This is a genomic window from Flavicella sp. IMCC45537 (assembly GCF_057197705.1).
This window is the reverse complement of sequence record NZ_CM170067.1, coordinates 1744136-1765997: the sequence shown is the minus strand read 5'-3', so window position 1 is coordinate 1765997 and position 21862 is coordinate 1744136. Positions and strand designations below refer to the sequence as shown.

The following is a 21862-nucleotide window of genomic DNA, read 5'->3' as shown; positions in this document are numbered from 1 at the left end:
TAATTAGATAAAAAACGTATATTTGCACCCTCTAAAAAATAGAGAATTATAAAATAAACACAATTTATAACAATTTAGTATGCCAACTATTCAACAATTAGTACGCAAAGGAAGAACCCAAAACACTAAGAAGAGTAAATCGGCTGCTTTAAATTCGTGTCCTCAAAGAAGAGGAGTATGTACACGTGTTTACACTACAACACCTAAGAAACCAAACTCTGCAATGAGAAAAGTTGCCAGAGTTCGTTTGACTAACGGTAATGAGGTAAATGCATACATTCCTGGAGAAGGACACAATTTACAAGAGCACTCGATAGTATTAGTAAGGGGAGGAAGAGTAAAAGATTTACCAGGGGTAAAGTATCACGTTGTTCGTGGAGCTTTAGATACGGCTGGTGTTGAGGGAAGAACTCAACGTAGATCTAAATACGGAGCCAAACGTCCTAAGAAGTAAATTTTTTAATGTTCGCTAGGGGTCAATTGATTTATTAGCAACAACAACAAACTCAAGAAAACATGAGAAAAAGAAGAGCCAAAAAAAGAGTTCTTTTACCGGATCCTAAATTTAACGATCAATTAGCAACACGTTTTGTAAACATGCTAATGTGGGACGGTAAGAAATCAGTAGCTTTTAAAGTATTTTATGATGCTTTAGATATCGTAGAAGAAAAAAAGGGAGAGGAAGAGAAATCTGCCTTAGAAATTTGGAAAGATGCATTGTCAAATGTAATGCCTCAAGTAGAAGTTCGTAGCCGTCGTGTTGGTGGAGCAAACTTTCAAATTCCAATGCCAATTAGACCAGATAGAAAAGTTTCTATGGCTATCAAATGGATGATTTCATTTGCTAGAAAGAGAAATGAAAAAACAATGGCTCAAAAGTTAGCAGGTGAGATTTTAGCTGCTGCTAAAGAAGAAGGAGCTGCTGTTAAGAAAAGAGTTGATGTCCACAAGATGGCTGAAGCAAACAAAGCATTCTCACACTTTAGATTCTAAGAAATGGCAAGAGATTTAAAATTTACAAGAAATATTGGTATTGCTGCGCATATTGATGCTGGTAAAACTACAACAACAGAACGTGTATTGTATTATACAGGAGTTTCTCATAAGATTGGAGAAGTTCATGATGGTGCGGCTACAATGGACTGGATGGAGCAAGAGCAAGAGAGAGGTATTACAATTACTTCTGCTGCAACTACTTGTGAGTGGAAATTCCCTGTGGAAAATGGGCAAGCTACTCCTGATACAAAGGGGTACCACTTCAACATTATTGATACTCCAGGACACGTTGATTTTACTGTTGAGGTAAATAGATCTTTACGTGTATTGGATGGTTTAGTTTTCTTATTTAGTGCTGTTGATGGTGTTGAGCCTCAGTCAGAAACTAACTGGAGATTAGCTGATAACTATAAAGTACCAAGAATTGGTTTTGTGAACAAAATGGACCGTCAAGGATCTAACTTTGCTAGAGTTTGTACTCAGGTGAAAGAAATGTTAGGTTCTAATGCTGTTGAAATCGTATTGCCAATTGGTGAAGAAGCGGATTTCAAAGGTGTGGTAGATTTAGTGAAAAACAGAGCTATTTTATGGCATGATGAAACTCAAGGGGCAACTTTTGATGTTATTGATATTCCTGAAGATATGGTTGACGAGGCTGCAGAGGCTCGTGCTAGATTGATCGAAGAAGTTGCATCTTACGATGAGAACTTATTAGAGAAATTCATGGAAGATGAAAACTCAATCACTGAAGAAGAAGTACATGCTGCTTTAAGAGCTGCGGTAATGGATATGGCTATCATTCCTATGATTGCTGGTTCTGCATTTAAAAACAAAGGAGTTCAATTTTTGTTGGATGCTGTTTGTCGTTACTTGCCTTCTCCATTAGATAGAGATGAAATCGTTGGTACAGATCCTGCTTCAGGTGAAGAAACTTCTAGAAAACCAGATGCAAAAGATGATTTCTCTGCATTGGCATTTAAAATTGCTACTGATCCTTTCGTAGGACGTTTGGCTTTCTTCCGTGCTTATTCAGGTCGTTTAGATGCTGGTTCTTATATATTGAACAACCGTTCAGGTAAAAAAGAGCGTATTTCACGTATCTACCAAATGCATGCTAATGAGCAAAAAGCAATCGATTTTATCGAGGCTGGTGATATTGGTGCTGCTGTTGGATTTAAAGATATTAAAACTGGGGATACAATGTCTTCTTTAGAAGCTCCAATTATTTTGGAATCTATGGATTTCCCTGATCCAGTAATTGGTATCTCTATTGAGCCTAAAACGAAAGGAGATATGGATAAATTAGGTATGTCTTTAGCGAAATTGGCTGAGGAGGATCCTACATTTACCGTAAAAACAGATGAAGCTTCTGGGCAAACTGTAATCTCAGGAATGGGAGAGTTGCACTTAGAGGTATTGATTGATCGTTTGAAGCGTGAATTTAAAGTTGAAGTGAACGAAGGTGAGCCTCAAGTTGAATACAAAGAAGCTGTAACGAAAACTACTCAGCACAGAGAAACTTATAAAAAGCAATCTGGTGGACGTGGTAAGTTTGGTGATATCGTATTTGAGATGGGACCTGCTGATGAAGATTTCAAAGGACCAGGATTACAATTCGTTGATCAGATCAAAGGAGGACGTATTCCTAAGGAATTTATTCCAGCTGTTGAAAAAGGATTTAAGGAATCTATGCAAAATGGACCGTTAGCTGGTTTCGTTATGGATACTTTAAAAATTACTTTGACAGACGGATCTTTCCACCCCGTGGATTCTGATGCTCTTTCTTTTGAATTAGCTGCAAAAATGGGTTATAAAGCTTGTGCGAAAGCTGCGGGTGCTGTAATCTTAGAACCTATTATGAAAATGGAGGCAATTACTCCAGAAGAGAATATGGGTGATATTGTTGGTGATTTGAATAGACGTAGAGGTCAAGTAAACGATATGGGAGACCGTTCGGGAGCGAAAGTTATCAAGGCAGATGTGCCATTATCTGAAATGTTTGGTTATGTAACAACGTTACGTACTCTTTCTTCTGGTAGAGCAACATCTACAATGGAATTTTCTCATTATGCACAAACTCCTTCTAATATATCAGAAGAAGTTATCGCAAAATCAAAAGCATAATCTCTAAAATATAAATCATGAGTCAAAAAATTAGAATAAAATTAAAATCTTACGATTATAATTTAGTAGATAAATCTGCTGAAAAGATTGTAAAGACTGTAAAGTCAACTGGTGCTGTAGTTAATGGACCAATTCCTTTACCAACAAATAAAAAGATTTTCACTGTGTTGCGTTCGCCACACGTAAATAAAAAATCTAGAGAACAATTTCAATTAAGTTCTTTCAAAAGATTATTAGACATCTATAGTTCATCTTCAAAAACGATTGATGCTTTAATGAAATTGGAATTACCAAGTGGAGTTGAAGTAGAAATTAAAGTTTAATTTCTTTCTGACTAATAAGAAAAGGCTATATTATTTGATATAGCCTTTTTTTTTGTTTTTGTTTATCTGAGAAATATAATTCGGGAATCCTTGTGTTTCAGTATAAAATTGGCATGGTAACTTGTTTTTTATGAGAGTTTTAGAATTGTGTAATTATTATCTAATTCGTTTTTTTATTCAAATTATATATTCTATATTTGCACCTCATTAAAAATAGGTGATTGTTAAGACAATCACGTATATACATGTCCGGAGCTGCGAGCGAAGGAAAAACGGTAAAAAATAGATTCAGAGCTGGATATATTTTTGCTCTGTTTTTTTTGGAATAAAATAAGAGAATAATAATTAATATAAATAAATAAAAATGTCTGGGTTAATAGGAAGAAAAATCGGAATGACCAGCTTATTTGATGCAAACGGGAAGAATATTCCTTGTACTGTTATTGAATGTGGTCCTTGTGTAGTTACCCAAGTCAGAACTGAAGAAGTAGACGGTTATGCCGCTTTACAGTTAGGTTTCGATGACAAAGCAGAGAAACGTACTTCTAGTGCGTTAAAAGGTCACTTTAAAAAGGCTGGGACTACTGCTAAGAAAAAAGTCGTTGAGTTTACAAGTTTTGATGAGGAGTACAAATTAGGAGATACTATCACAGTAGATCTATTTGAAGAAGGAGAATTTGTAGATGTGTCTGCAGTTTCTAAAGGTAAAGGATTCCAAGGGGTTGTAAAACGTCATGGATTTGCCGGAGTTGGTCAAGCAACACACGGTCAACACAACCGTTTAAGAGCTCCAGGTTCTATCGGTGCTGCATCATATCCAGCAAGAGTATTCAAAGGAATGCGTATGGCCGGAAGAATGGGTGGTGAAAATGTAAAAGTTCAAAATTTAAGAGTTTTAAAAGTATCTTCTGATAAGAACTTACTTGTAGTGAAAGGATGTGTTCCTGGTCACAAAAACGCTTACATAACTATTGAGAAGTAATGAAAGTAGCAGTTTTAGATATTACAGGAAAAGACACAGGAAGACAAGTTGAGCTTTCTGATGCTATATTCGGATTAGAGCCTAACAAGCACGCAATTTATTTAGATGTAAAGCAGCACTTGGCTAATAAAAGACAAGGAACGCACAAGTCTAAAGAGAGAGCAGATATTGCTGGTTCTACTAGGAAAATCAAAAAACAAAAAGGGACAGGTACTGCTCGTGCAGGATCTATCAAGTCTCCTGTTTTTAGAGGTGGAGGTAGAGTTTTTGGTCCAAGACCAAGAAACTATTCTTTCAAATTAAACAAAAACTTAAAAAGATTAGCTCGTAAATCTGCTTTAAGTACTCAAGCTAAGGATCAAAACATTGTAGTAGTAGAAGATTTTTCTTTCGAAACTGCAAAGACAAAGAACTTCGCGAACGTATTAAAAGCTTTTGGTGTTGAGAATTCTAAGTCTTTGTTTGTACTAGGGAATACTAATAACAACGTTTATTTATCTTCTCGTAATTTGAAAAAGACATCAGTAATTACTAGCGATGCGTTAAGTACTTATGGAGTCTTAAATACAAATAAAGTTATCCTTTCTGAAGGAGCTTTAGAAGGAATTGAGTCTAATTTAAGTAAATAGGGAAGAGATGAGTATTTTAATTAAACCTATTATCACAGAAAAAGCAACTGCTGATAGTGAAACGTTTAACCGTTACACTTTTAAAGTAGCTGTTGGAGCAAATAAAGTAGAGATCAAAAAAGCTGTTGAAGCTGCTTACGGAGTATCTGTAGAGAAAGTAAGAACAATGGTTTACCCAGTAACAAGAACACAAAAATTCACTAAGAAAGGTGTTGTTTCTGGTATGGTTGGTCAATACAAAAAAGCAATCGTTCAATTGTCAGATGGTGAAGCAATTGATTTTTATAACAATATTTAATAACTAGAGATGTCAGTTAGAAAATTAAAACCAATTACACCAGGTCAGCGTTTTAGAGTAGTAAATGGGTTCGACGCCATAACTACTGATAAGCCGGAAAAAAGTTTACTTGTTCCGAATAAAAGATCTGGAGGTCGAAACAACAGTGGAAAGATGACCATGAAATTCATGGGAGGTGGACACAAAAGAAAGTACCGTATTATTGATTTCAAAAGAGATAAAGCGGGTGCTGCTGAAGTATTGTCTATTCAATACGATCCAAACCGTACAGCGTTTATTGCTTTGTTGCAATTTGCTGATGGTGAAAAGAGATATGTAATCGCCCAAGGTGGATTACAAGTAGGACAAAAAGTTGAGGCTGGTTCAGGAAATATCGCTCCAGAAGTTGGAAATGCGATGCCTTTATCAGAAATGCCTTTAGGAACTACAATTAGCTGTATCGAATTAAGACCAGGTCAAGGTGCTGTAATGGCTCGTAGTGCTGGATCATTTGCTCAGTTAATGGCGAAAGATGGTAAGTATGTTACTGTAAAGATGCCTTCAGGAGAAACAAGATTGATTCTTGCAACTTGTATGGCAACTATTGGAGTAGTATCAAACTCAGATCATCAATTACTAGTTTCTGGTAAAGCAGGTAGAAGTAGATGGTTAGGAAGAAGACCTAGAACGAGACCAGTGGTTATGAACCCGGTTGATCATCCAATGGGTGGTGGTGAAGGTAAATCTTCAGGAGGACATCCTAGATCTAAAAACGGTATCCCTGCAAAAGGTTACAAGACTAGATCTAAGACCAAAGCGAGTAATAAGTATATTATAGAACGTAGAAAAAAATAATAAGATATGGCACGTTCATTAAAAAAAGGACCTTACGTATTTCATAAACTTGAGAAAAAAGTTTTAGCTAATGTTGAGGCAGATAGTAAATCAGTAATCAAAACTTGGTCTAGAGCAACAATGATTACTCCAGATTTCGTAGGACAAACAATTGCAGTACACAATGGAAGAGCATTTGTACCTGTTTATGTTACTGAAAATATGGTAGGTCACAAATTAGGAGAATTCTCACCAACACGTTCATTTAGAGGACACGGTGCGGATAGAAAAAACAAAGGTAAAAAATAGTAGGTATGGGAGTTCGTAAGAAAAATATGGCAGACCAACGTAAAGAAGCGAATAAGTCTATCGCTTTTGCAAAGTTGACTAACTGTCCTACATCACCAAGAAAAATGCGTTTGGTGGTTGATCTAGTAAGAGGTTTGGAAGTTGAGAAAGCTTTACAAATTTTGAAATTTAGTTCAAAAGAAGCATCAATTAACGTTGAAAAACTTTTACTTTCTGCTATTGCTAACTGGCAAGCGAAAAACGAAGGAGCTAGTATCGAAGATGCTGCTTTATTTGTAAAAGAAATCAGTGTTGATAGCGCAGGTATGTTAAAAAGGTTAAGACCGGCACCGCAAGGTCGTGCACATAGAATTAGAAAACGTTCTAATCATGTTACAATCGTGTTGGGAAGTAAGAATAATGCAACTAATTAATCGTAAGTAGAAATGGGACAAAAAACAAATCCAATTGGAAATCGTTTAGGAATTATCAGAGGATGGGAATCTAACTGGTATGGTGGAAATGACTACGGTGATAAATTAGCTGAAGATGATAAAATAAGAAAGTACGTTCGTGCTAGATTATTTAAAGCAAGTGTTTCTAGAATTATTATTGAGCGTACGCTTAAACTTGTAACCGTTACTATCACTACTGCAAGACCTGGTATCATTATTGGGAAAGGTGGAACAGAGGTAGACAAGTTAAAAGAAGAGCTTAAGAAAATTACTGGAAATGAAGTTCAAATCAATATTTTTGAAATCAAACGTCCAGAATTAGATGCTACTTTAGTTGCTTCAAGTGTTGCTCGTCAGATTGAAAATAGAATCTCTTACAAGAGAGCTATTAAGATGTCTATTCAAGCTGCTATTAGAATGAATGCTGAAGGGATCAAAATTGAGATTTCAGGTCGTTTGAATGGAGCTGAGATGGCACGTTCTGAGCATTTCAAAGAAGGTAGAATTCCTCTTTCTACTTTTAGAGCAGATATTGATTATGCACTAGTTGAAGCACATACTACTTATGGAAGATTAGGTATTAAAGTGTGGATTATGAAAGGTGAGGTTTATGGTAAAAGAGAATTGTCTCCACTAGTTGGCTTAGAGAAAAAGCAAGGTGGTAAAGGTGGTAATTCAAAGAAACAACAACCTCGTAAAAGAAAATAAAACTTAAGAAATGTTACAGCCAAAAAGAGTAAAATACCGTAAGGTACAGAAAGCGAAGGGTAATATGAAGGGTAACTCTCAAAGAGGAAACCAACTTTCTAATGGAATGTTTGGAATCAAATCTTTGGATCAAAACTTACTTACATCTCGCCAAATTGAGGCAGCTCGTATTGCGGCAACACGTCATATGAAAAGAGAAGGGCAGTTATGGATTAAAATATTTCCAGACAAGCCTATTACTAAAAAGCCATTAGAAGTACGTATGGGTAAAGGTAAGGGTTCTCCTGAATATTTCGTAGCAGTAGTAAAACCAGGAAGAATTCTATTTGAAGTAGGAGGAGTTCCTTTTGAAGTTGCAAAAGAAGCATTACGTTTAGCAGCACAGAAACTTCCAGTTCAAACTAAGTTTGTAATTGCAAGAGATTTTGATAACGCTTAATATCTAAGAGACATGAAACAATCAGAAATTAAAGAATTATCAGTTGCTGAGTTACAAGAAAAACTAGCAGGATTCAAAAAAAACTATACTGATCTAAAAATGGCACATGCGATTTCTCCTTTGGAAAATCCTTTGCAATTAAAAACTATTAGAAAAACAGTTGCTAGAATTGCTACTGAATTAACTAGTAGAGCTCAGTAAATATTAGAAAAGATGGAAAAAAGAAATCTTAGAAAAGAAAGAATTGGTGTTGTATCTAGTAACAAAATGGAGAAATCTATCGTTGTTGCTGAGGTAAAGAAAGTAAAACACCCGATGTACGGAAAGTTCGTTTTGAAAACGAAAAAGTATGTTGCGCATGATGAATTAAACGACTGCAATATTGGAGATACTGTAAAGATCATGGAAACTAGACCTTTAAGTAAATCTAAGCGTTGGAGATTAGTAGAAATCCTAGAAAGAGCTAAATAATATGTTACAGACAGAATCAAGATTAAAAGTAGCAGATAATACTGGAGCTAAAGAAGTTTTAGTAATTAGAGTTTTAGGAGGAACTAAAAAGCGTTACGCTTCAATCGGAGACAAAATTGTTGTTTCTGTAAAGAGTGCAACTCCTAATGGATCTGCAAAGAAAGGACAAGTTCATAGAGCAGTTGTTGTAAGAACTACAAAAGAGATCAGACGTAAAGACGGATCTTATATCAGATTTGATGACAATGCATGTGTATTGTTAAATGCTTCTGAAGAGATGACAGGAACTCGTGTATTCGGACCTGTAGCTAGAGAACTTCGTGATAAACAATTCATGAAAATTGTATCATTAGCACCTGAAGTGCTTTAAAATTATAAAAAATGGCGAAGCTAAAATTAAAAACAGGAGATAACGTAAGAGTTATTGCTGGTGATCAAAAAGGAAAAGAGGGAAAAATTACTCGTGTTTTTGCAGAAAAAAACAGAGCGATTGTAGAGGGTGTAAATTTAGTATCTAAACATACTAAGCCTAGTGCTCAAAGTCCTCAAGGAGGAATTGTTAAGAAAGAAGCTTCTTTAGATGTTTCTAATCTAGCGTTGTTAGAAGACGGTAACGTAACGAAAGTTGGTTATAGATTAGAAGACGGAAAGAAAGTACGTTTTTCTAAAAAATCAGATAAAGCTATATAATATGAGTTATATACCAAGACTAAAAGAAGATTACGGAAAGAGAATTGTATCTGCCTTGACTGAGGAGTTTGGATACAGTAACGTAATGCAAGTACCGAAATTAGAGAAGATCGTTATTAGTAAAGGAGTTGGTGCTGCTATTGCTGATAAAAAATTAATCGAATATGCTGTTGAAGAATTAGCTACGATTACGGGTCAGAAACCAGTTGTTACTCTTTCTAAGAAAGATATCGCGACATTTAAATTACGTAAAGGAATGCCAATTGGTGTGAAAGTTACGTTAAGAGGTGTTAAGATGTATGAGTTCTTAGATAGATTGATTACTGCTTCATTACCTCGTGTAAGAGATTTTAACGGGATTAAAGCTAACGGTTTTGATGGACGTGGAAACTATACTTTAGGTATTACAGAACAAATCATTTTCCCTGAGATCAATATTGATAAGGTAAATAAAATTGGAGGAATGGATATTACATTTGTAACGTCTGCTCCAACTGATAAAGAAGCTAAATCATTATTAACTGAAATGGGATTACCATTTAAAAAGAACTAAGATATGGCTAAAGAATCAATGAAAGCCCGTGAGGTTAAAAGAGAAAAAGTTGTAGCTAAATACGCTGAGAAAAGAAAAGCTTTGAAAGAGGCTGGTGATTACGAAGCGTTACAAAAGTTGCCTAAAAATGCATCTCCAATTCGTTTGCACAATCGTTGTAAATTAACTGGAAGACCTAAAGGTTATATGCGTCAATTTGGAATTTCTCGTGTGACTTTCCGTGAGTTGGCAAACCAAGGTTTGATCCCAGGTGTAAGAAAAGCTAGTTGGTAATTCACCAATTATAGATAATAAAAACTCTATTTCTTTGGAAATAGAGTTTTTTTTCATATAAATTTTAGAAACGTTGAAGATATTATACATATTTTAGTATCTTTGCACGCTGTTATTTGTATGAGAATGACTGAATTCAATGAAAATCGACTTAAAAAGGTCTGGTTTTATTGAGAAAATTGAATATAAATTGATTTCAGGTTTTGTCTTAGAGTAAGACGAAAAACCGTAATCGCAAATAAGTATATATGTACACAGATCCAATTGCAGATTATCTTACAAGGATAAGAAATGCTGCAGCAACCGGACACAGAGTTGTGGAAATTCCTGCTTCAAACTTGAAGAAGAATATGACCAAAATTTTGTTCGAGCAAGGTTACATTTTGAGCTACAAGTTCGAGAACAATACTGTTCAAGGGACTATCAAGATTGCCTTAAAGTATGATGCTGACTCAAAAGAGCCAGTAATTAAGAAATTAGAACGTATTAGTACACCAGGACTAAGACAATACGTAAACGCATCAGAGATGCCACGTGTATTGAATGGTTTAGGTATTGCTATCGTTTCAACTTCAAAAGGTGTGATGACTAACAAGAAAGCACGTCAAGAGAATGTTGGAGGAGAGGTTTTATGTTACGTTTATTAATAAAGAGATAGTATTATGTCAAGAATAGGAAAAAACCCAATAGCAATAGCAGAAGGTGTGACCGTTACTATCGCTGATAATTCAATTACTGTAAAAGGTAAATTAGGTGAATTAACGCAAGAAATTAGTGGAGGTATTACAGTAAAGCAAGAAGATAACTCATTAATCGTTGAGAGACCATCAGATAGTAAAACTGATAGAGCTAATCACGGTTTATACAGATCTTTGATCAGTAATATGGTACAAGGAGTAGCTACAGGATTTACTAAAGAGTTAGAATTAGTAGGTGTTGGTTATAGAGCTTCTAACCAAGGACAAGTATTAGATTTAGCCTTAGGATTTTCTCATAACATCGTTTTGGATATTGCTCCAGAGGTGAAAGTTGAGACTGTTTCTGAAAAAGGAAAGAATCCGATTGTAAAGTTAAGTTCTTTTGATAAACAATTAGTAGGACAAGTTGCTGCTAAGATTCGTGGATTCAGAAGACCAGAGCCGTACAAAGGAAAAGGAGTTAAATTTGTAGGTGAAGAATTAAGAAGAAAAGCAGGTAAATCTGCATAATTTATAGAAAATATATTATGGCATTATCAAAGCTTGAAAGAAGACAAAGAATTAAATCTAGAATTAGAAAAGTTGTTTCTGGAACATCTGCAAGACCACGTCTTTCTGTTTACAGAAGTAATAAAGAGATTTACGCTCAAATTGTTGATGACGTAGCAGGTGCAACATTAGTATCTGTATCATCTAGAGATAAAGGAGTTGACGCTAAAGGATCTAAGTCCGAAGTAGCTACTACAGTTGGGAAAGCAATTGCTGAAAAAGCAATCGCTGCAAAAATAGAAACTGTTTCTTTTGATAGAAATGGGTTTTTATACCACGGAAGAGTTAAAGCATTAGCTGAAGCAGCTAGAGAAGCTGGTTTAAAATTTTAAGAAGTAAAGTATGTATCAAAAATATAAAAACGTAGAATTAGTTAAGCCAAGTGGTTTAGAGCTTGTTGATCACTTAGTAGGTGTAAACAGGGTTACTAAAGTAACGAAAGGTGGACGCGCATTCGGATTTTCTGCAATCGTTGTTGTAGGAGATGGAAACGGAGTTGTAGGTCACGGTTTAGGGAAGTCTAAAGATGTTGCATCTGCAATCGCAAAAGCAATTGAAGACGCTAAGAAAAATTTAGTGAGAATTCCTATTATAAACGCTACTTTGCCACATGAGCAAAAAGGTAAGTTTGGAGGAGCAAGAGTGTTCTTGAAGCCTGCATCTCATGGTACTGGAGTTATTGCCGGTGGAGCTGTACGTGCGGTATTAGATTCAGTTGGAGTACATGATGTATTATCAAAGTCTCAAGGATCTTCTAACGCTCACAATGTGGTAAAAGCAACTTTTGATGCTTTATTACAGTTGCGTAGTGCTCATACTATTGCAAAGCAAAGAGGAGTTTCTTTAGATAAAGTTTTTAACGGATAAATCGAAGAACGATGGGAAAAATTAAAATAACACAAGTAAAAAGCCAAATCAGACGCGAAGGTTCTCAAAAGAAAACCTTAATTGCTTTAGGGTTGCGTAAGATGAATCAAGTTGTGGAGCATGAAGCTTCAGCAACAATACTTGGTATGGTAAATAAGGTTAATCACTTAGTTTCTGTAGAAGAAATTAAATAAACAATATTCACGTAATGAGTTTAAGTAACTTACAACCCGCAGCTGGTTCAGTTAAAAAGGGTAAGAGAATAGCAAGAGGTGAAGGTTCTGGTAAAGGTGGAACTGCAGCTAGAGGTCACAACGGTCAAAAATCACGTTCAGGATATTCAAGAAAGATTGGATTTGAGGGTGGTCAAATGCCTTTGCAAAGACGTGTTCCTAAGTTTGGTTTTACAAACATTAACCGTAAAGAATATCAAGGAATTAATCTTGATAAATTGCAAGAGTTTTTGGATGCAGGAAAAATTTCTGAGACTGTAGATTTAGCATCTTTAGTAGCATCTGGATTAGCTCACAAAAATGACTTAGTAAAAGTATTAGGTCGTGGTGAGTTAAAAGCAAAGTTGAATATTACTGCACATAAATTTACTGCATCTGCCAAAGCGGCAATTGAAGCAGCAGGTGGAACAGCAGTAACTTTATAAGAAAGATTTAAGTAAATGAAGAATTTTATAGAAACCTTACAGAACATTTGGAAAATAGAAGAACTTAGAAATAAGATTCTTTTAACACTTGGTTTAATGGCGGTTTACCGTTTTATGGCTCAAATTCCTCTTCCGGGGATTGATCCAACTCAGTTGACAGCTTTGGAAAATCAAGCAGATGGAGGTCTGTTAGGTTTGTTAAATGCATTTACAGGAGGGGCGTTTTCTAGAGCATCTATAATGGCTCTAGGAATTATGCCATATATTTCTGCTTCAATTGTAGTTCAGTTAATGGGAATCGCGGTTCCTTATTTACAAAAACTTCAGAAAGATGGTGAAAGTGGAAGAAAGAAAACTACGCAAATAACACGTTGGTTAACTATAGGAATTACTTTAGTTCAAGGACCTGCTTACATTACTAATATGGCATCTATTTTGCCAGAATCTGCTTTTGTTGCAGATGCAGTTGTTGGTACTGGATTCTTCTGGTTCTCGTCTATGATTCTTTTGATGGCCGGTACTGTTTTTGCTATGTGGTTAGGAGAGAGAATTACTGATAAAGGTATTGGTAACGGAATTTCGTTACTAATTATGATTGGTATTATCGCTCGATTCCCTTCATCGTTTGCACAAGAATTAGCTTCTAAAACGGCTAGTGGTGGTGCAGGTGGAGTAATGATGATATTGTTAGAAATTGTAGTTTGGTTCTTAGTAATCTTGGCTTCAGTGTTACTTGTAACAGCGGTTCGTAGAATTGCGGTTCAATATGCAAGAAGAACTGTAGTAGGAGATGTTAAGGATGTAGAAGGTACAAGACAATACATTCCGTTAAAGTTAAATTCAGCAGGTGTTATGCCTATTATATTTGCGCAAGCAATTATGTTCATTCCTGGAGCGTTGGCTCAAAAAGCAGAAGGATCTTTCCAAGCGATTGGAGCTAGTTTTGCTGACATGAATGGGTTGGGGTATAATATTTTATTTGCAGTATTGATTATTGTGTTTAGTTATTTCTATACAGCAATAACAATACCAACTAATAAAATGGCTGATGATTTAAAACGTAGTGGTGGATTTATTCCTGGAATTAGACCTGGGCATGAAACTGCGGAGAGATTAGATTCTATTTTATCTCGAATTACGTTTCCAGGTTCTTTGTTCTTAGCATTGTTGGCTATTTTACCAGCAATAGCTGTGCAATTTGGAATTCAACAAAACTGGGCATTATTTTACGGAGGTACGTCATTGATCATTATGGTTGGTGTGGCTATCGATACTATTCAACAAATTAACTCTTACTTATTGAACAGTCATTATGACGGTTTAATGAAAGTAGGAAATAAAAGAAAATCATCATTGTAATATGGCTAAACAAGCTGCAATACAACAAGACGGAACAATTACTGAGGCATTGTCAAATGCAATGTTTAGAGTGGAACTTGAGAACGGTCATATCGTAACCGCTCATATATCTGGTAAAATGCGTATGCATTATATCAAATTGTTACCAGGCGATAAAGTGAAGTTAGAAATGAGTCCTTATGATTTATCTAAGGCTCGAATTACTTATAGATACTAAAACATTATACGATGAAAGTAAGAGCATCAATAAAAAAGAGAAGTGCCGAGTGCAAGATTGTGCGTAGAAAAGGCAGATTATATGTAATCAACAAAAAGAATCCTAGATTCAAACAAAGACAAGGGTAAGTTATGGCAAGAATAGCAGGAATTGACATACCAAAAAACAAAAGAGGAGTTATTGCTTTAACTTATATTTTTGGAATTGGTAGCAGTAGAGCTAAAGAGATTTTAGCAAACGCAGGAGTAGACGAAAGCATCAAAGTTCAGGATTGGACTGATGAGCAAATTGGAGCAATCCGTGAGCAAGCTGGTACTTTCACTATTGAAGGTGAATTACGTTCAGAAACTCAATTGAACATCAAACGTTTGATGGACATCGGATGTTACAGAGGAATTCGTCATAGATCTGGTCTTCCATTAAGAGGGCAAAGAACAAAGAACAACTCTAGAACAAGAAAAGGTAAAAGAAAAACTGTAGCGAACAAAAAGAAAGCTACTAAATAATAACTAGAAATTATGGCTAAATCAAATTCAAAAAAGCGTAAGGTTATTGTTGAGTCAGTGGGTGAAGCGCACATCACGGCTTCATTTAACAACATCATTATTTCTTTAACAAACAAAAAAGGAGATGTAATTTCTTGGTCATCTGCTGGTAAGCAAGGATTTAGAGGTTCTAAAAAGAATACTCCTTATGCTGCTCAAACAGCTGCAGAAGATTGTGCAAAAGTTGCTCATGAAGCTGGATTAAGAAAAGTAAAAGTTTATGTAAAAGGACCTGGTAATGGACGTGAGTCTGCAATTAGAACTTTGCATAATAATGGAATTGAAGTTACAGAAATTATTGATGTAACACCTATTCCTCATAATGGTTGTCGTCCACCAAAAAGACGTAGAGTATAATTAATTTTAAATTTGATTAGGAGTTAGATTGTCGGAGGAGTTCGCCTTAATTCACAATCCCTAATTATAAAACAATAAGAAATGGCAAGATATACAGGACCAAAAACTAAAATTGCTCGTAAGTTTGGAGAAGCGATTTTCGGAGATGATAAATCTTTTGAAAAAAGAAATTACCCTCCAGGGCAACATGGTAATGCAAGACGTAGAGGAAAGAAATCTGAATACGCGATGCAATTGCAAGAAAAACAAAAAGCAAAGTATTCTTACGGAATATTAGAGCGTCAATTCAGTAACTTGTTTAAAAAAGCGTCAAACAGTAAAGGAATTACTGGTGAAGTTTTATTACAATTATGTGAATCTCGTTTGGATAATGTAGTATTCCGTATGGGAATCTCAAATTCTCGTAGAGGAGCTCGTCAGTTAGTATCTCACAGACATATCACTGTAAATGGAGAAATTTTAAATGTTCCTTCATACTCATTACAACCTGGTGATGTTGTTGCTGTAAGAGAAAAGTCTAAATCTTTAGTTGCTATTGAAGATGCATTAGCTGCAAACAGTAATGTATACGAGTGGTTAACTTGGAATGCTGATACGAAACAAGGAACTTTTGTTTCTGTACCAGAAAGACTTCAGATTCCTGAGAACATCAAAGAACAATTAATAGTAGAGTTATACTCTAAATAATTTTTGACACCCGTTAAACTATGGCAATTTTAAATTTTCAGAAACCCGACAAAGTAATAATGATTGAATCTACTGATTTTGAAGGTAGATTTGAGTTTAGACCTTTAGAACCAGGTTTTGGTTTAACAGTAGGTAACGCATTGAGAAGAGTATTACTTTCTTCTTTAGAAGGATTTGCTATTACATCTTTAAGAAAAGAAGGTGTAGAACATGAATTCTCTACTATAGAAGGAGTTGTGGAAGATGTTACTGAAATTATCCTTAATCTTAAGCAAGTACGCTTTAAGAAACAAATTGAAGATACTGATAGAGAAACAGTTTCTATTTCAGTTTCAGGACAAGAGCAAATCACTGCTGGAGATATCCAGAAGTTTACATCAGGTTTCCAAGTATTAAATCCAGATTTAGTTATCTGTAACTTAGAAAGCAGTGTAAAGTTTGATATGGAAATTACTATCGAAAAAGGTAGAGGTTTTGTACCTGCAGAAGAGAATAAGAAAGTAAATGTGCCTATGGGAACTATTTTTACTGACTCAATTTACACTCCAATAAAGAATGTAAAATATGCAGTAGAAAATTACCGTGTAGAACAAAAAACGGATTACGAAAAATTAGTTTTTGACATCGTTACTGATGGTTCTATCAATCCTAAAGATGCATTAACAGAAGCAGCTAAAATTTTGATTCACCACTTTATGTTGTTCTCTGATGAGAGAATAACGTTAGAGGCGGACGAAATTGCTCAAACTGAAACATATGATGAAGAGTCTTTACATATGCGTCAGTTGTTGAAGACTAAACTAATTGATATGGATTTATCAGTTAGAGCCTTGAATTGTTTGAAAGCTGCCGAAGTTGAAACTCTTGGAGATTTAGTATCATTCAACAAAAATGACTTAATGAAGTTCCGTAATTTCGGGAAAAAATCTTTAACGGAACTAGATGAATTAGTTCATGTAAAAGGATTGAACTTTGGAATGGATTTAAGTAAATACAAATTAGATAAAGATTAATCTTTCATAGTTTGCTCCTCATAAGTGAGTTGAGCAAGATGAAAGCAAAAAAGAAAAGTCATGAGACACGGAAAAAAATTCAACCATTTAGGTAGACAAACTGCACATAGAAAAGCAATGTTAGCTAATATGGCATGTTCATTAATTGAGCATAAACGTATTAACACAACAGAAGCTAAAGCTAAAGCTTTACGTCAATTTGTTGAACCGATTATCACGAAATCTAAAAATGATACTACGCACAATCGTAGATTAGTTTTTAGTGTTTTAAGAAACAAATTTGCTGTAACTGAATTATTTAAAGAAGTTTCAGTAAAGGTTGCTGACCGTCCAGGTGGATATGTTCGTATCATCAAATTAGGAAACCGTCAAGGAGATAACGCTTCTATGTGTATGGTGGAATTAGTTGATTACAACGAAATTTACAAACCTAATGGAGCTAAGAAGAAAAAATCTACTCGTAGAGGAAGAAAAAAAGCTGATGCTGTAGTTGCACCGGCTGCTGAGGCGCCTGCTACTGAGGAAACTAAATCTTCTGAAGAATAAGATGTTATATCAATAACAATTATATAAAGGATAAACTATTTTTTAGTTTATCCTTTTTTTATATACGATAAGGAAATGTAGAACGCATTTATTATCTTTGCACAGCGAAAAAAAGTACATTATAATTTTGAGTTGAAACAGAAGTTTTAACGAACGTAGATCTTATACATATGAATTACAAGAATTTAAAAAGAGCAATTTTATTATTAGAAGACGGAACTATTTTTGAAGGGAAATCGGTTGGAATCGAGGGATCTTCATTTGGGGAAGTTTGTTATAATACGGGAATGACTGGATACCAAGAGATTTTTACGGATCCTTCTTATTCTGGTCAGCTTATGGTTACTACCAATGCCCATATTGGTAATTATGGGGTTAATGATGACGAAGTTGAATCAGATGGTATTAAAATCGCTGGATTGATATGTCGTAATTTTAGTTTTCCTTATTCTAGAGATAGATCTCATGGATCTTTGGAGCAATATTTAGAAAAGCATAATTTATTGGCGATAACTGATGTAGATACGAGAGCATTAGTGAGCTATATTAGAGATAGAGGAGCAATGAATGCTGTTATTTCTACTGATGTTGATAATATTGAAGGTTTAAAAGCACAATTGAAAGAGGTTCCTAATATGGAAGGTTTGGATTTGGCTTCTACGGTTTCAACAAAAGAGCCATATTATTATGGAGATGAAAATGCGACTTACAAAGTTTCTGCCCTTGATTTAGGTATTAAAACTAACATTTTAAGAAATTTAGCTAAAAGAGATTGTTATATCAAAGTATTTCCAAATACAGCATCATTAGAGGAGTTAAAAGCATTTAATCCTGATGGATACTTTTTATCAAATGGCCCTGGTGATCCAGAACCATTGAAGAATGCACAAAAAGTAGCTGGTGAGATAATTGAACAAAATTTACCATTATTTGGTATTTGTTTAGGGCATCAAGTGATAGGAATATCACAAGGGGTTACAACTAAAAAAATGCATAATGGGCATAGAGGAATTAATCATCCTGTAAAAAACTTGATTACTGGTAAAGGTGAAATTACATCTCAGAATCATGGTTTCGTAATTGATAGAGCTTCATTAGAAGGGAATGATAATGTAGAAGTAACTCATATCCATTTAAATGATAATACAGTTGCTGGAATTGCAATAAAAGATAAAAATTGTTTCTCTGTGCAGTATCATCCAGAGGCGAATCCTGGACCACATGATTCTTCATATTTGTTTGATCAATTTATTGAGAATTTAAAAAAGTAATTTTCTTAACGTTTCGATGATAAGAATGTCGAGTTAATGTTTGATATTGGTAATTGTATTACGAATACGATTTAGGAAATAAAAAAGAAATAAGAAAGTAATTTATATGTGCTTTTGTAAATTGCATACGAATTAAGAATAAACTAAAATATATATTAAATGAGCGTAATTATTAGCATTCATGCACGTCAGATTTTTGACTCAAGAGGGAATCCTACTGTTGAAGTAGATGTTATCACGGAAAGTGGAGTATTAGGTAGAGCAGCAGTTCCTTCTGGAGCTTCTACTGGAGAACATGAAGCTGTAGAATTAAGAGACGGTGGTTCTGATTTTATGGGGAAAGGTGTTTTAACTGCAGTAAATAATGTAAATACTTCTATAGCTGAAGAGTTGTTAGGGTTTTCTGTATTTGAGCAAAATGCTATTGATCAAGCGATGATTGATTTAGATGGTACACCAAATAAATCTAAATTAGGTGCTAACGCAATTTTAGGAGTTTCTTTGGCTGTAGCTAAAGCTGCTGCTAATGAATTAAACCAACCTTTATATCGTTATATTGGTGGAGTAAGCGCAAACACGCTTCCTGTACCTATGATGAACATTGTAAATGGAGGTTCACATTCTGATGCTCCGATCGCATTTCAAGAGTTTATGATTATGCCAGTAATGGCTAAAACATTTTCTCATTCATTGAAAATTGGATCTGAGGTATTCCATAACTTAGCTAAAATATTGCACGGAAGAGGTTTAAGTACTGCAGTAGGAGATGAAGGTGGTTTTGCACCAACGTTCGAAGGAACTGAAGATGCAATTGAAACTGTATTATCTGCTATTGAGAAAGCTGGATATAAGCCAGGTGAAGAAGTGATGTTAGCATTAGATTGTGCTGCCGCTGAATTTTTTGAAGATGGTAAATACAACTACGCAAAGTTTGAAGGTGAAAATGGAGCTGTTAGAACTTCTGAAGAGCAGGCTGATTATTTAGCTGAATTGTCTCAAAAATACCCTATCATTTCTATTGAAGATGGAATGGATGAAAATGACTGGGAAGGATGGAAATACTTGACAGAAAAAATTGGAGATAAAGTTCAATTAGTTGGTGATGATTTATTTGTGACTAATGTGGAGCGTTTATCAAAAGGTGTTGAAGAAGGGATCGCTAATTCTATTTTGATTAAAGTTAATCAAATTGGAACATTAACGGAAACAATTGCAGCTGTGAACATGGCTAAGAATGCTGGATTTACTTCTGTAATGTCTCATAGATCTGGAGAAACTGAAGATAATACAATTGCTGATTTGGCAGTTGCATTGAATACGGGTCAAATTAAAACTGGTTCTGCATCAAGATCTGATCGTATGGCTAAATACAATCAATTATTAAGAATTGAGGAAGAGTTGGAAGAGCAAGCATATTATCCACAGGATAAAGCTTTCAAATTGAGCTAAGATTCTTTTTAGAATATAAAAAGCCGTTTCATTTTTGAAACGGCTTTTTTTGTTACAATTATCCTTATTTTAATTGGGAAACCAATTATTGTTTTCATGATGAATTAGCGAAATTCGCATATTTACACTAACACTATCTGTGTTAGTTGATGTAAAATTGTGTAATTATTAAAAATTCACCGATTTTATTGCGAATTTTTTTGGTAGAAAAACAAGGGATTTTATGTAAATTTGCATCTCTTGGAAAGAGAAGCTTAAAATCCAACAAAAAAAATTAAAATATGTCTGAAACAGCGAAACTAAAAGTAAACGGTAAAGAGTACGAATTTCCTTTATTAAAGGGGACTGAAAATGAATTAGCAATTGATATAAAATCATTGAGAGCCGCTACTGAAGGAGTTATTACGTTGGATTCAGGATATAAAAATACAGGGTCTTGTGAAAGTGCTGTAACTTTTTTGGACGGTGAAAAAGGTATTCTTAGGTATAGAGGATATTCAATTGAAGATTTAGCTAGTAAGTCAAATTTTTTAGAAACTTCATACTTGTTAATTTTCGGAGAATTGCCGACGGAAGCAGAGTTAAAGAAATTCCATGATGATATCCTTGCAGAATCTTTAGTTGATGAAGATATCAAAAAGATATTAGATGGTTTTCCTAAGTCAGCCCATCCTATGGGAGTTGTTTCTGCATTAACAAGTTCTTTGATTGCGTTTAATCCGGAATCGGTAAATATCGAATCTAGAGAAGATATGTATGACGCGATTGTTAAACTTTTAGCTAAATTCCCAGTTCTTGCAGCATGGACTTTACGTAAAAAACAAGGATTGCCATTAGATTATGGAGATGTTAATTTGGGCTATGTTGAAAACATGTACAAAATGATGTTCTCTAAACCGAACTGTGACTTTAAAGCGAATCCTGTAGTTTTAAATGCGTTGGATAAGTTATTGATTTTACATGCCGATCATGAGCAAAACTGTTCGACTTCTACAGTAAGAATTGTGGGTTCTTCTCACGCTGGTTTGTTTGCGTCTATTTCTGCTGGAATCTCTGCATTATGGGGGCCATTGCATGGTGGGGCTAATCAAGCTGTTATTGAAATGTTGGAAGATATTAAAAATGATGGTGGAGATTATAATAAATATATTGCCAAAGCAAAAGATAAAAATGATCCTTTCCGTTTAATGGGATTCGGACACAGAGTTTATAAGAATTTTGATCCTCGTGCAAAAATTATTCAAGTTGCGGCTGAGGAAGTGTTAGCAGACCTTGGAATAAATGATCCAGTATTGGAAATTGCAAAAGGTTTAGAAAAAGTGGCTTTAAATGATGAGTATTTTAAATCGCGTAATTTATATCCAAATGTTGATTTCTACTCTGGTATTATTTATCGTGCATTAGGAATTCCAGTAGAGATGTTTACCGTAATGTTTGCATTAGGAAGGTTACCAGGTTGGATTGCTCAATGGAAAGAAATGAGAATTAAGCATGAACCAATTGGACGTCCTCGTCAGCTTTATACTGGTGAAGTTTTAAGAGGTTTTGAATCTATTGAAAAAAGATAATTAAATAATTTATATTTGAACCCCCATAGTTTTACT

Annotated in this window: 35 protein-coding genes; all 35 read left to right on the top strand. The window is 34.8% G+C overall.

Annotated elements, in window-relative coordinates:
- Positions 1-79: 79 nt before the first annotated feature.
- The 35 genes from rpsL (at position 80) to AC2DGP_RS07280 (ending at position 21826) form a co-directional block, all read left to right on the top strand.
- Positions 80-454: a 30S ribosomal protein S12 gene (rpsL, locus tag AC2DGP_RS07450; protein ID WP_152285527.1), complete on the top strand. Its 375-nt coding sequence runs from the start codon at positions 80-82 to the stop codon at positions 452-454.
- A gap of 62 nt (positions 455-516) precedes the next feature.
- A complete protein-coding gene (gene rpsG, locus AC2DGP_RS07445; protein WP_139958430.1) occupies positions 517-993 on the top strand; it encodes a 30S ribosomal protein S7 in 477 nt (158 codons plus the stop codon).
- Between the two features lie 3 nt (positions 994-996).
- On the top strand, positions 997-3120 hold the full coding sequence (gene fusA, locus AC2DGP_RS07440; RefSeq protein WP_484492371.1) for an elongation factor G: 2124 nt from the start codon (positions 997-999) through the stop codon (positions 3118-3120).
- A 17-nt stretch (positions 3121-3137) separates the two neighbouring features.
- Entirely contained in the window at positions 3138-3443 is a 306-nt protein-coding gene (gene rpsJ, locus AC2DGP_RS07435) for a 30S ribosomal protein S10 (protein WP_139958432.1), read from the top strand.
- 364 nt (positions 3444-3807) lie between these two features.
- On the top strand, positions 3808-4425 hold the full coding sequence (rplC, locus tag AC2DGP_RS07430) for a 50S ribosomal protein L3 (RefSeq protein WP_300321698.1): 618 nt from the start codon (positions 3808-3810) through the stop codon (positions 4423-4425).
- The gene (rplD, locus tag AC2DGP_RS07425) at positions 4425-5054 is read left to right on the top strand and encodes a 50S ribosomal protein L4 (RefSeq protein ID WP_484492370.1); all 630 of its coding nucleotides are present in this window, start codon (positions 4425-4427) and stop codon (positions 5052-5054) included. Before rplC ends, rplD begins: the two co-directional genes overlap by 1 nt.
- Before the next feature lie 7 nt (positions 5055-5061).
- Positions 5062-5352 (top strand): 50S ribosomal protein L23, encoded by a 291-nt coding sequence (rplW, locus tag AC2DGP_RS07420; protein WP_300321692.1) that lies wholly within the window; start codon positions 5062-5064, stop codon positions 5350-5352.
- A 9-nt stretch (positions 5353-5361) separates the two neighbouring features.
- Complete coding sequence (gene rplB, locus AC2DGP_RS07415) at positions 5362-6186, top strand: 50S ribosomal protein L2 (RefSeq protein WP_484492369.1); 825 nt, start codon at positions 5362-5364, stop codon at positions 6184-6186.
- Between the two features lie 6 nt (positions 6187-6192).
- Positions 6193-6474: a 30S ribosomal protein S19 gene (rpsS, locus tag AC2DGP_RS07410; RefSeq protein ID WP_300321686.1), complete on the top strand. Its 282-nt coding sequence runs from the start codon at positions 6193-6195 to the stop codon at positions 6472-6474.
- A 5-nt stretch (positions 6475-6479) separates the two neighbouring features.
- Positions 6480-6887, top strand: coding sequence for a 50S ribosomal protein L22 (gene rplV / locus AC2DGP_RS07405; RefSeq protein WP_484492368.1), 408 nt, complete (start codon positions 6480-6482; stop codon positions 6885-6887).
- Positions 6888-6899: 12 nt separating this feature from the next.
- On the top strand, positions 6900-7616 hold the full coding sequence (gene rpsC, locus AC2DGP_RS07400) for a 30S ribosomal protein S3 (RefSeq protein WP_484492367.1): 717 nt from the start codon (positions 6900-6902) through the stop codon (positions 7614-7616).
- A gap of 10 nt (positions 7617-7626) precedes the next feature.
- Entirely contained in the window at positions 7627-8055 is a 429-nt protein-coding gene (rplP, locus tag AC2DGP_RS07395) for a 50S ribosomal protein L16 (protein ID WP_484492366.1), read from the top strand.
- Between the two features lie 12 nt (positions 8056-8067).
- On the top strand, positions 8068-8256 hold the full coding sequence (rpmC, locus tag AC2DGP_RS07390) for a 50S ribosomal protein L29 (protein ID WP_484492365.1): 189 nt from the start codon (positions 8068-8070) through the stop codon (positions 8254-8256).
- Between the two features lie 12 nt (positions 8257-8268).
- Positions 8269-8526, top strand: coding sequence for a 30S ribosomal protein S17 (gene rpsQ / locus AC2DGP_RS07385; protein ID WP_152285516.1), 258 nt, complete (start codon positions 8269-8271; stop codon positions 8524-8526).
- Position 8527: 1 nt separating this feature from the next.
- The gene (gene rplN, locus AC2DGP_RS07380) at positions 8528-8896 is read left to right on the top strand and encodes a 50S ribosomal protein L14 (RefSeq protein ID WP_152285515.1); all 369 of its coding nucleotides are present in this window, start codon (positions 8528-8530) and stop codon (positions 8894-8896) included.
- An 11-nt stretch (positions 8897-8907) separates the two neighbouring features.
- Positions 8908-9216, top strand: a complete 309-nt coding sequence (gene rplX / locus AC2DGP_RS07375) for a 50S ribosomal protein L24 (RefSeq protein WP_300321667.1) — start codon at positions 8908-8910, stop codon at positions 9214-9216.
- Between the two features lies 1 nt (position 9217).
- The gene (gene rplE / locus AC2DGP_RS07370; protein WP_484492364.1) at positions 9218-9769 is read left to right on the top strand and encodes a 50S ribosomal protein L5; all 552 of its coding nucleotides are present in this window, start codon (positions 9218-9220) and stop codon (positions 9767-9769) included.
- 3 nt (positions 9770-9772) lie between these two features.
- Positions 9773-10042: a 30S ribosomal protein S14 gene (gene rpsN, locus AC2DGP_RS07365; RefSeq protein ID WP_484492363.1), complete on the top strand. Its 270-nt coding sequence runs from the start codon at positions 9773-9775 to the stop codon at positions 10040-10042.
- A gap of 248 nt (positions 10043-10290) precedes the next feature.
- Positions 10291-10689 (top strand): 30S ribosomal protein S8, encoded by a 399-nt coding sequence (gene rpsH / locus AC2DGP_RS07360; RefSeq protein ID WP_484492362.1) that lies wholly within the window; start codon positions 10291-10293, stop codon positions 10687-10689.
- Between the two features lie 15 nt (positions 10690-10704).
- Positions 10705-11250, top strand: coding sequence for a 50S ribosomal protein L6 (gene rplF, locus AC2DGP_RS07355; RefSeq protein WP_484492361.1), 546 nt, complete (start codon positions 10705-10707; stop codon positions 11248-11250).
- A gap of 17 nt (positions 11251-11267) precedes the next feature.
- Positions 11268-11621, top strand: a complete 354-nt coding sequence (gene rplR, locus AC2DGP_RS07350; protein WP_484492360.1) for a 50S ribosomal protein L18 — start codon at positions 11268-11270, stop codon at positions 11619-11621.
- Between the two features lie 10 nt (positions 11622-11631).
- A complete protein-coding gene (gene rpsE / locus AC2DGP_RS07345) occupies positions 11632-12156 on the top strand; it encodes a 30S ribosomal protein S5 (protein WP_300321653.1) in 525 nt (174 codons plus the stop codon).
- Between the two features lie 11 nt (positions 12157-12167).
- The gene (gene rpmD, locus AC2DGP_RS07340; RefSeq protein WP_484492359.1) at positions 12168-12350 is read left to right on the top strand and encodes a 50S ribosomal protein L30; all 183 of its coding nucleotides are present in this window, start codon (positions 12168-12170) and stop codon (positions 12348-12350) included.
- 14 nt (positions 12351-12364) lie between these two features.
- Positions 12365-12814: a 50S ribosomal protein L15 gene (gene rplO / locus AC2DGP_RS07335; protein WP_484492358.1), complete on the top strand. Its 450-nt coding sequence runs from the start codon at positions 12365-12367 to the stop codon at positions 12812-12814.
- Positions 12815-12829: 15 nt separating this feature from the next.
- The gene (gene secY / locus AC2DGP_RS07330; protein ID WP_484492357.1) at positions 12830-14173 is read left to right on the top strand and encodes a preprotein translocase subunit SecY; all 1344 of its coding nucleotides are present in this window, start codon (positions 12830-12832) and stop codon (positions 14171-14173) included.
- A gap of 1 nt (position 14174) precedes the next feature.
- Complete coding sequence (gene infA, locus AC2DGP_RS07325) at positions 14175-14390, top strand: translation initiation factor IF-1 (RefSeq protein WP_093668881.1); 216 nt, start codon at positions 14175-14177, stop codon at positions 14388-14390.
- Positions 14391-14401: 11 nt separating this feature from the next.
- Positions 14402-14518 (top strand): type B 50S ribosomal protein L36, encoded by a 117-nt coding sequence (gene ykgO / locus AC2DGP_RS07320; RefSeq protein WP_013621733.1) that lies wholly within the window; start codon positions 14402-14404, stop codon positions 14516-14518.
- Positions 14519-14521: 3 nt separating this feature from the next.
- On the top strand, positions 14522-14896 hold the full coding sequence (gene rpsM, locus AC2DGP_RS07315; RefSeq protein WP_484492356.1) for a 30S ribosomal protein S13: 375 nt from the start codon (positions 14522-14524) through the stop codon (positions 14894-14896).
- A 12-nt stretch (positions 14897-14908) separates the two neighbouring features.
- On the top strand, positions 14909-15292 hold the full coding sequence (gene rpsK, locus AC2DGP_RS07310) for a 30S ribosomal protein S11 (protein ID WP_152285502.1): 384 nt from the start codon (positions 14909-14911) through the stop codon (positions 15290-15292).
- An 81-nt stretch (positions 15293-15373) separates the two neighbouring features.
- The gene (gene rpsD, locus AC2DGP_RS07305) at positions 15374-15979 is read left to right on the top strand and encodes a 30S ribosomal protein S4 (RefSeq protein WP_484492355.1); all 606 of its coding nucleotides are present in this window, start codon (positions 15374-15376) and stop codon (positions 15977-15979) included.
- Positions 15980-15999: 20 nt separating this feature from the next.
- Positions 16000-16992 carry a DNA-directed RNA polymerase subunit alpha gene (locus AC2DGP_RS07300; RefSeq protein WP_300321630.1) on the top strand — a complete coding sequence of 331 codons (993 nt, stop codon included), beginning with the start codon at positions 16000-16002 and terminating at the stop codon, positions 16990-16992.
- 60 nt (positions 16993-17052) lie between these two features.
- Positions 17053-17538 carry a 50S ribosomal protein L17 gene (gene rplQ, locus AC2DGP_RS07295; RefSeq protein WP_484492354.1) on the top strand — a complete coding sequence of 162 codons (486 nt, stop codon included), beginning with the start codon at positions 17053-17055 and terminating at the stop codon, positions 17536-17538.
- Positions 17539-17708: 170 nt separating this feature from the next.
- Positions 17709-18809: a glutamine-hydrolyzing carbamoyl-phosphate synthase small subunit gene (carA, locus tag AC2DGP_RS07290; protein WP_484492353.1), complete on the top strand. Its 1101-nt coding sequence runs from the start codon at positions 17709-17711 to the stop codon at positions 18807-18809.
- A gap of 159 nt (positions 18810-18968) precedes the next feature.
- Complete coding sequence (gene eno / locus AC2DGP_RS07285) at positions 18969-20258, top strand: phosphopyruvate hydratase (RefSeq protein ID WP_484492352.1); 1290 nt, start codon at positions 18969-18971, stop codon at positions 20256-20258.
- A 281-nt stretch (positions 20259-20539) separates the two neighbouring features.
- A complete protein-coding gene (locus tag AC2DGP_RS07280; RefSeq protein WP_484492351.1) occupies positions 20540-21826 on the top strand; it encodes a citrate synthase in 1287 nt (428 codons plus the stop codon).
- Positions 21827-21862: the final 36 nt, after the last annotated feature.

Coding starts and splice junctions, on each gene's coding strand:
- eno (WP_484492352.1), top strand. CDS start 18,969: ATGAGCGTAATTATTAGCATTCATGCACGTCAGATTTTTGACTCAAGA.
- rplD (WP_484492370.1), top strand. CDS start 4,425: ATGAAAGTAGCAGTTTTAGATATTACAGGAAAAGACACAGGAAGACAA.
- rplQ (WP_484492354.1), top strand. CDS start 17,053: ATGAGACACGGAAAAAAATTCAACCATTTAGGTAGACAAACTGCACAT.
- rpmD (WP_484492359.1), top strand. CDS start 12,168: ATGGGAAAAATTAAAATAACACAAGTAAAAAGCCAAATCAGACGCGAA.
- rplO (WP_484492358.1), top strand. CDS start 12,365: ATGAGTTTAAGTAACTTACAACCCGCAGCTGGTTCAGTTAAAAAGGGT.
- rpsD (WP_484492355.1), top strand. CDS start 15,374: ATGGCAAGATATACAGGACCAAAAACTAAAATTGCTCGTAAGTTTGGA.
- rpsS (WP_300321686.1), top strand. CDS start 6,193: ATGGCACGTTCATTAAAAAAAGGACCTTACGTATTTCATAAACTTGAG.
- carA (WP_484492353.1), top strand. CDS start 17,709: ATGAATTACAAGAATTTAAAAAGAGCAATTTTATTATTAGAAGACGGA.
- rpsL (WP_152285527.1), top strand. CDS start 80: ATGCCAACTATTCAACAATTAGTACGCAAAGGAAGAACCCAAAACACT.
- rpsE (WP_300321653.1), top strand. CDS start 11,632: ATGTATCAAAAATATAAAAACGTAGAATTAGTTAAGCCAAGTGGTTTA.
- rplB (WP_484492369.1), top strand. CDS start 5,362: ATGTCAGTTAGAAAATTAAAACCAATTACACCAGGTCAGCGTTTTAGA.
- rplP (WP_484492366.1), top strand. CDS start 7,627: ATGTTACAGCCAAAAAGAGTAAAATACCGTAAGGTACAGAAAGCGAAG.
- rplR (WP_484492360.1), top strand. CDS start 11,268: ATGGCATTATCAAAGCTTGAAAGAAGACAAAGAATTAAATCTAGAATT.
- rplC (WP_300321698.1), top strand. CDS start 3,808: ATGTCTGGGTTAATAGGAAGAAAAATCGGAATGACCAGCTTATTTGAT.
- rpsH (WP_484492362.1), top strand. CDS start 10,291: ATGTACACAGATCCAATTGCAGATTATCTTACAAGGATAAGAAATGCT.
- rpsJ (WP_139958432.1), top strand. CDS start 3,138: ATGAGTCAAAAAATTAGAATAAAATTAAAATCTTACGATTATAATTTA.
- rplE (WP_484492364.1), top strand. CDS start 9,218: ATGAGTTATATACCAAGACTAAAAGAAGATTACGGAAAGAGAATTGTA.
- ykgO (WP_013621733.1), top strand. CDS start 14,402: ATGAAAGTAAGAGCATCAATAAAAAAGAGAAGTGCCGAGTGCAAGATT.
- AC2DGP_RS07280 (WP_484492351.1), top strand. CDS start 20,540: ATGTCTGAAACAGCGAAACTAAAAGTAAACGGTAAAGAGTACGAATTT.
- infA (WP_093668881.1), top strand. CDS start 14,175: ATGGCTAAACAAGCTGCAATACAACAAGACGGAACAATTACTGAGGCA.
- fusA (WP_484492371.1), top strand. CDS start 997: ATGGCAAGAGATTTAAAATTTACAAGAAATATTGGTATTGCTGCGCAT.
- rpmC (WP_484492365.1), top strand. CDS start 8,068: ATGAAACAATCAGAAATTAAAGAATTATCAGTTGCTGAGTTACAAGAA.
- rpsN (WP_484492363.1), top strand. CDS start 9,773: ATGGCTAAAGAATCAATGAAAGCCCGTGAGGTTAAAAGAGAAAAAGTT.
- secY (WP_484492357.1), top strand. CDS start 12,830: ATGAAGAATTTTATAGAAACCTTACAGAACATTTGGAAAATAGAAGAA.
- rpsK (WP_152285502.1), top strand. CDS start 14,909: ATGGCTAAATCAAATTCAAAAAAGCGTAAGGTTATTGTTGAGTCAGTG.
- rplN (WP_152285515.1), top strand. CDS start 8,528: ATGTTACAGACAGAATCAAGATTAAAAGTAGCAGATAATACTGGAGCT.
- rpsG (WP_139958430.1), top strand. CDS start 517: ATGAGAAAAAGAAGAGCCAAAAAAAGAGTTCTTTTACCGGATCCTAAA.
- rpsC (WP_484492367.1), top strand. CDS start 6,900: ATGGGACAAAAAACAAATCCAATTGGAAATCGTTTAGGAATTATCAGA.
- rplV (WP_484492368.1), top strand. CDS start 6,480: ATGGGAGTTCGTAAGAAAAATATGGCAGACCAACGTAAAGAAGCGAAT.
- rpsM (WP_484492356.1), top strand. CDS start 14,522: ATGGCAAGAATAGCAGGAATTGACATACCAAAAAACAAAAGAGGAGTT.
- rplX (WP_300321667.1), top strand. CDS start 8,908: ATGGCGAAGCTAAAATTAAAAACAGGAGATAACGTAAGAGTTATTGCT.
- rpsQ (WP_152285516.1), top strand. CDS start 8,269: ATGGAAAAAAGAAATCTTAGAAAAGAAAGAATTGGTGTTGTATCTAGT.
- rplW (WP_300321692.1), top strand. CDS start 5,062: ATGAGTATTTTAATTAAACCTATTATCACAGAAAAAGCAACTGCTGAT.
- AC2DGP_RS07300 (WP_300321630.1), top strand. CDS start 16,000: ATGGCAATTTTAAATTTTCAGAAACCCGACAAAGTAATAATGATTGAA.
- rplF (WP_484492361.1), top strand. CDS start 10,705: ATGTCAAGAATAGGAAAAAACCCAATAGCAATAGCAGAAGGTGTGACC.